At 37.8% G+C, this 7232-nt stretch carries 4 protein-coding genes; 3 read left to right on the top strand and 1 reads right to left on the bottom strand.

Annotation, left to right across the window (positions count from 1 at the left end; genetic code table 11):
* Nucleotides 1–200: 200 nt before the first annotated feature.
* Together ABXH34_RS07020 and ABXH34_RS07015 are read left to right on the top strand one after the other, a co-directional pair.
* Complete coding sequence (locus ABXH34_RS07020; RefSeq protein WP_353571158.1) at nt 201–1085, top strand: c-type cytochrome; 885 nt, start codon at nt 201–203, stop codon at nt 1083–1085.
* Between the two features lie 15 nt (nt 1086–1100).
* Nucleotides 1101–1343 carry a branched-chain amino acid transport system II carrier protein gene (locus tag ABXH34_RS07015; RefSeq protein WP_353571157.1) on the top strand — a complete coding sequence of 81 codons (243 nt, stop codon included), beginning with the start codon at nt 1101–1103 and terminating at the stop codon, nt 1341–1343.
* 61 nt (nt 1344–1404) lie between these two features.
* Here ABXH34_RS07015 and ABXH34_RS07010 read toward each other — a convergent pair whose 3' ends face one another.
* Nucleotides 1405–5091 carry a response regulator gene (locus ABXH34_RS07010; RefSeq protein WP_353571156.1) on the bottom strand — a complete coding sequence of 1229 codons (3687 nt, stop codon included), beginning with the start codon at nt 5089–5091 and terminating at the stop codon, nt 1405–1407.
* 247 nt (nt 5092–5338) lie between these two features.
* Here ABXH34_RS07010 and ABXH34_RS07005 point away from each other — a divergent pair, with 247 nt between their 5' ends.
* Nucleotides 5339–7162, top strand: coding sequence for a putative nucleotidyltransferase substrate binding domain-containing protein (locus tag ABXH34_RS07005; protein ID WP_353571155.1), 1824 nt, complete (start codon nt 5339–5341; stop codon nt 7160–7162).
* The last annotated feature ends 70 nt before the right edge of the window (nt 7163–7232 follow it).

Genomic DNA, 7232 nt, shown 5'->3' with positions numbered 1-7232 from the left:
ATATATCATAATCAACATATTTAAATAATATGATAATCATAAAGTTAATTTAGTTAAATTCAATTTAAACTATAAAATTGTGTGTAATAGTAGCAAAGGCTGATATTTTGTCGCAACCTGATATTTTCCTATGCTATACTGCGAAACTTAGATTTTTCATCTTTTCCTAGAGTTAAAATAATCACAAAGGGGAATGTTCAATGAGTCAAAATGATTCTATTCGTGCAAGAAACCAATTAATATGGTGGATGGTTATACCGAGTGTTTTAATACTTGGTGGTATTACCTACTTACTAGTGGATAAATTAGGTGCTGACTTCGGTAACAGTATCGCTCAGAATGGAGTACCTGAATTCGAGCAAAAATCCATTGAATTACGTTTACAACCCATGGGTAGTGTGAATGTTGGGGAAGCAATGCAGGTCGCTGAAGTCGTTGATACAGGTGCAAGCGATATGTCTCCTGAAGACCAGCGCATTATTTCGCTTATTAAAGACAGTGGCTATGCCTGTTTAGGCTGTCATCAAATTGATACTAAATTAGTAGGCCCTTCTTATCGTGAAGTGGGTCAAAAATATCAAGCTGATGGTAATGCAGCAGCAATATTAGCTGATAAAATTAAAGCAGGCGGTTCAGGCACTTGGGGCGCAATACCGATGCCACCTAACCCAACGGTTTCTGATGAGCACATGACTGACATCGTGGCTTGGGTTTTAGGCTTAGGCGCAGCGGAAGCCGCTCCAGAAGCAGCAGCTCCAATCGTTGAGGAAAAAGAAGCTGCACCTGTGGCTGAAGAAGCTCCAGCAGCAACTGATGCAGCCGTTTTAACAACCGAACAAGCGACTGGATTAATGTCTGAAAAAGGTTATATCTGTATGACCTGTCATCAAATTGAGATGAAAGTAGTAGGACCATCCTATAAAGACGTGGCAGCGAAATATACAGGTACGGCTGAAGCGACGATATTAGTTGAAAGAATCTTAAAAGGTGGGGTTGGTATCTGGGGACAAATTCCTATGCCTCCTAACCCAACAGTAACAGATGATGATGCAAAAGCATTAACTGCTTGGATTTTATCTTTATAATAAGCATCTTAAACAGTGAGCAACTTGTATAGTTGTTCGCTGTTGTCCACGCTGGGAAACGAGTGTTTTAATATTTCAATTCCTAGCCGCAACATGATATATCCCATCCTCATATCACTAATGATATTATCTAGCTCAGAATCTACTATTCTCTCCATCAAATATATTTATAGATTGTATCTTTTCTGTAAAACAATCAAATATCTAAGTATTACAAATCATTTATTCTTTAATAGATTCAAGTATCTCTTTATCTAAATTTCACAAAGCTATATAAGGGGTCACAGCTTTTAATCAATAATCCTACCTAGATTCAAACTTAGCCCTCTACGATATGTTCCCAGTCGGTTTTATCCCATTCTGCCAATAATGCACTAAATTCATTTTGTAATTGGCTAACATTAGGCAATAAATCTGTTAGCTCTGTATCTTTTGTTAATCGTTCTAATTGAAACGCAGCTTGTCCCAAACGCATTGCACCAATACTACGCGAACTGCCTTTGATTGAATGTGCCGCTCGTTCTACTGTTGCAGTATCATTATTGCCAATGGCTTGTTCTAATTTTGCAATTTGTTTTGGTGTATCTTCTCGATATTTATTCACAATTCTTTGTAAAATAGATAAATTACCAATTGAAATACGTTTTGCTTGGTCAGCGTTAAAAATAGGCAAACTTCTAGCAGCCTTATTCCCAATAATAACATCAGACTCAACCTCAGACATCGCTTCCATACTGGAATCTAGCTTTCTTTGCTCAAGTCTCGAACTTCGTACCAATGTCGGCGTATAATTTAAAAAGCGTTGTAAAGCAGATTTGACCGTCTCTAATTTCACAGGTTTAGCAATACAATCATCAATTCCACTGGCAGCATAGCGTTTCAAATCATGAGGCATCGTATTTGCCGTCAATGCCACAATCGGGGTGCGCTGCCGTGTTTTTAACTCCATTTCTCGAATTAATATTGTTGCTTGAACCCCATCCATTACTGGCATCCGAATATCCATCAATATCATATCAAATTGACTTGTTTCACAGATAGATACGGCTTGTTCTCCATTTTCAACAATGGAAACATCACAGTCTAAAGTTTCTAAAAATTTAGAAGCAACCATTGCATTGACTTGATTGTCCTCTACTAATAGAATTTTTTTCTGCATGTTATTATCCTCAATCAGCTGTTCCTGAGTATCATGCAAAATTTCCACCTGTTTTAGTCTTTTATTAATCAGCGGCGGTGAAGTTTCTGATTTTTTACTGTAAATTTCTAAAATGCTAATGATTCGGCTTAAATTAATTGGTTTTGCAATGTAATCATTCATCCCCGAGTTTAAGCAACGTTCAGCATCGCCCCGCATTGCACTGGCTGTCATTGCAACAATATTGGCAGGTTTTACAATCATGCCATGCTTATGCTGTAATTGTTCTTGAGCTCTAATTTTATGGGTTGCTTCAAAACCATCCATTTCAGGCATTTGTACATCCATGAAGATCACATCAAATAAATCTTGATCCAGCATTTTAAGTGCTTCAAGACCATTGATTGCAGTGGATACTTTACAGCCCAATTTTTCCAGCATATTAAATGCAACAACACGGTTTACATCATTGTCTTCAACTAACAAAACATTCAAATCGAAACGACGCATATTTTTTACTGGAGTTGAGGGTGAGGGTGAGGGTGTTTGTTCCATAGTGATTAAATAAGTTAATTGTTCTTTGCTTTCAAATACTAAACGCAATCTAGCCAATGTACGTTGTAGTTGCAGTTTAGGTAATGGTTTAATTAAATGGGCAGAAAATCCAACACCATGTAAATGCTGAATATTTTCACTATGCTGATAGCCCGCTGAAGATAATAGCATCAAGGTTGTATCTTGCAATTGCACATCTTGTTTGATTAATTTAGCTAAGGTTTCACCATCCATATTGGGCATTAGATAGTCTAAAACCGCTAACCAAAATGGATCACCAGCCCGTTTTGCCGCTCGCAATGCAATCATCGCTTTTTCTGCACTGTCCACCGCATGGCAACGAATATGCACTGTTTCAAGCTGTTCAGTTAATACTTTTAAATTAATTGTATTATCGTCAACAATCAGCACATGGGTGTTATGTAAAATATTAAGAGGCACTGGGGGTGGCGTATGATATTCCGCAGGCATTGTCGCGATAGGTAAAGGCAATTGGAAGGTAAAAGTAGAACCAATCCGTTCTTGGCTTATCACTTGGATTTCGCCGCCCATCATTTTAACTAATTGATGACTGATTGCTAAACCCAAACCCGTCCCGCCAAAACGCCGCGTGGTTGAGGTATCTGCTTGGGTAAATTTATCAAAAATAGTCGCCAGTTTGTCTTCCGCAATGCCGATGCCCGTATCTTGAATTTGAAAATTCATATAGGCAGTGTCTTCTACTTTGGTAAGACATTCAATATCAACTAATACATGGCCTCGTTCGGTAAATTTGAGGGCATTGCCTATCAGATTAGTCAAAATTTGCCGAATCCGACCCGCATCGGCTGTGATATAACGTGGGGCTTCGGGCGCATAACGCACAATCAATTCGAAGCCTTTAGACTCGGCTGTAATTGACAGCAAACGAGCAATCTCTAAAATCGCATTTTCTAAATCAAAATCAATCGGCTCTAATGTCAGCTTGCCAGCCTCAATTTTGGAAAAATCTAAAATATCATTGATTAAAGTTTGTAAAGCATCGGTTGAATGAGAAATGGTTTCTGCGTATTCACGTTGTTTATTGTCTAAGCGAGTATTAATCAGTAACTCGGTCATACCCACCACACCATTCATTGGTGTGCGAATTTCATGACTCATATTGGCTAGAAATTCACTTTTCGCTCTGGTTGCAGCTTCTGCCGCATCTTTAGCTCGAATCAGTTGTTCTTCAGTTTGTTTGCGTTCAGTGATGTCCACAATAATACCAACAATACCTTCAACCTCGCCTGTTTCACCTCGAGTCACAGACGCGGTGACATCACCCCAAATCAGTTGGCCTGTTTTACTCACAAAGCGTTTTTCTAGTCGGCAAATATCCACTTCAGCATTAATTAACTGACTGATATATCTTTCAGTCGCAGGAATATCATCAGAATAAGTCACATCAAAATTACATTTACTTAAGATTTCCTGATTGTTATAGCCTAGCATTTCTGACCAAGTAGAATTGAACTGTAGATAACGCCCTTCTTTATCCATCAAGGCAATTGCAACCGCAGCACAATTAAAGATGGTTCGGTAGCGTTTCTCACTGGTGCGTAAAGCCATTTCAAACTGTTTACGTTCTGTAATGTCTTGTACTAACACAAAAAAGAAGTCAACTTGATGATTTAATTTGCGAATACAACGAATTGAAACGCTGGCATACATCCAGCTATTATCTTTGCAAATAAAGCGTTTATCCATGTTGTAATCATTGACCATGCCTGATACAACATTATTGAAGTATTCAATATCATGCTCTAAATCATCAGGATGGGACAACGTCACCCATGATACGCTTTGTAAATCATCTAAGTCATCGTATCCCATCATTTCACAAAATTTTTCATTCGCATCAATCCAACCTCGTTCAGGTGAAAACAGGGCAATGCCCACCAGCGGAATTTCAAAGTAACGCTGAAATCGCTCTTCACTTTGTTTTAAGGCTTGGTTGAGTTGTTCTTGAGTGCGATTATCTTGCACGAAACAATAAAGTTGATGCTGGCCTGATTCAGACTGGTGTAGATGAAAATCTAAAGTGGCGGGAACGGAAAAGCCTTGTTTGGATAACAATACAAATTCAGCTTGATATTGTTGTATTTCAGCATTCCATAATTGTTGAATTGCCATTCGATGTTGTGCATAGCTTTGTGGTTCAATAATCGAAAGCCAATCTAAATCCAATAAAGTGTCATGACTGTAACCTAAAATGTCACAGAGTTTTGAGTTAATCGTGAGCCATTTTTGCTGCGCTGAAATTAGGCCAATACCAATTAGCTTGGTTTGCATAACGACAGCAGATTGTATTGCCAGTGTACTCATGAGATTTTATAGCGGCTATATGAATATAGGACATTGTATTGCAATGATGTAACAGGATAAACGCTTTTTGTAAAATTAAATATAAAATTATTTGCAAATTTGAGATATTTAGCTGTGATTGAATTTTTTTTTGCAGTGCAACATTTTTTTATGCTGTCATGGCCTAAATCTTGTTACAATAGTCAATGTACTTAGAATTGCGAAGGTATTTACATTGAGCGTATTAGAACAAAAAGCCTTTATTGGCGCGATAGCTCCTTTTGACAAATTACGTCCCACTGAACTTGAGGCCGTTGCAGAAGCAATGGATATTGGTTATTTTAAACAAGGTGATGTGTTAGTTAAACGATTTTCATCACCTGAATATCTATATATTATTATCAAAGGTGTGGTGCAAGAAATTGACAATGATGGTGTTGCCTCAGTTCATGTTTCGCAAGATATGATTGATGCAATGGCTTTAATTGATGGCGAGAGCAAAAAAGAATTTGTAGTTGAAGAAGAGCTGATTTGCTATTTATTACCAAAAGAACTGTTTACGACTTTATTAGACAATAACAAAGAATTTCAAAAGTTTTACTATCAAAATATATCTGAACGCTTAGACTCGTTAATAGAGCAGCGTTACAGCAAAGAGTTGTCGTCTTTCATGGTGGCGAAAATTAAAGAAGCTTATGTTAGACCCCCGATTGCAGTGAATGCAGACGACTCCATTTATGATGCTGTGGCACAGATGAAACAACATAAAATCACCTCGATCTTGATTAAGCGTGGTGATGAAATCGGGATTGTTAGTGATACGGATATACGCGAACAAGTTGTGTTGCAGCGCAAATCAATTGATAGCCCTGTGGGTGATATTGCGACTTATAACTTGATCGGTATGACCACAGAAGACTTTTTATTCAATGCCTTACTCACAATGACGCGGCACAGAATTAAACGCTTGGTGATTTACGAAAATAATGAAGTCATGGGCGTGCTAGATCAAATGGAGTTACTCAGCTTCTTCTCGAATCACTCTCATTTGATTTCAGTGCAAATTGAGCGAGCGAATACCACCGAACAATTACAAAAAGCCTGTGAAAGCTTAGTACACATGGTACAAAGCCTACAAGCCAAAGGGGTTAAAGTTCGTTATATTGCTCAATTAATCAACGAGTTGAATACTAATGTTTTTGAAAAACTGTATCAATTGATTGCGCCACCTGAATTGATTGAAAATTCTTGTTTGATGGTGATGGGCAGTGAAGGTCGTGCAGAGCAAGTTTTAAAAACTGATCAAGACAATGCAATTATTTTGCGTGATGGTTTTCAATTTGATGGCTTAGAAGCAATTACTCAGCAATTTACTGAAACTTTAATCAGTTTTGGTTATCCATCTTGTCCAGGTGACATTATGGTGAATAATTCTTATTGGTGTAAGCCTTTAAGCGAATTTAAAGAAGAGATTCATCAATGGATAAGTGAACCGGCTGAGAATTCCATGATGAATTTAGCGATTTTCTATGATGCGTGTGCTGTAGCGGGTGACGAAGATTTATTACGTGAGGCAAAGGGTTATTTATTCGAGAAATTGCAAGATAACAAGGCCTTTTTCACCCATTTCGCAAAACCAACCTTGTCATTTGAAACCCCGCTGGGCTTTTTTGCTAATTTCATCGTTGAAAAATCCCATCATAAAAATCAGTTGGATTTGAAAAAAGGTGGCATTTTCCCCATCGTACAAGGTGTGCGTAGTTTAGCGTTAGAACATCGCCTCACCATGACCAATACCATTGAGCGGATTAAAACTTTGCAACAGCTTGATGTATTTGAAAAAAAGGTCTCTGTGGAATTAATTGAAGCTTTGGCCTTTTTATCCACATTGCGTTTACAAACAGGCCTGAGTAAATTGGAACACAATGAAGAATTGGATAACTACATCGCGCCAAATCAATTGAATAAATTAGAGCGGGATTTATTAAAAGATTCGTTCAAAATCGTGAATGAGTTTAAGAAATTCATCACTTATCACTTTAAGTTAAATATGGTTTAAAGCAATCATTATTGGATTGGCCATCTTCGGGCTTAGTTAAGATTTGTCTGGGATTGCCAGTCCTTGCTTG

Source organism: Candidatus Albibeggiatoa sp. nov. BB20, from assembly GCA_016744725.1.
In the GTDB taxonomy this organism is placed as follows: domain Bacteria; phylum Pseudomonadota; class Gammaproteobacteria; order Beggiatoales; family Beggiatoaceae; genus Albibeggiatoa.
Note: the sequence above shows the minus strand (reverse complement) of the source record. Positions and strands in the feature narration are given on the sequence as shown.

Bases quoted from the DNA above. Each gene is read 5' to 3' on its own strand.
- ABXH34_RS07010 (WP_353571156.1), bottom strand. From the start codon at position 5,091: ATGCAAACCAAGCTAATTGGTATTGGCCTAATTTCAGCGCAGCAAAAA.
- ABXH34_RS07020 (WP_353571158.1), top strand. From the start codon at position 201: ATGAGTCAAAATGATTCTATTCGTGCAAGAAACCAATTAATATGGTGG.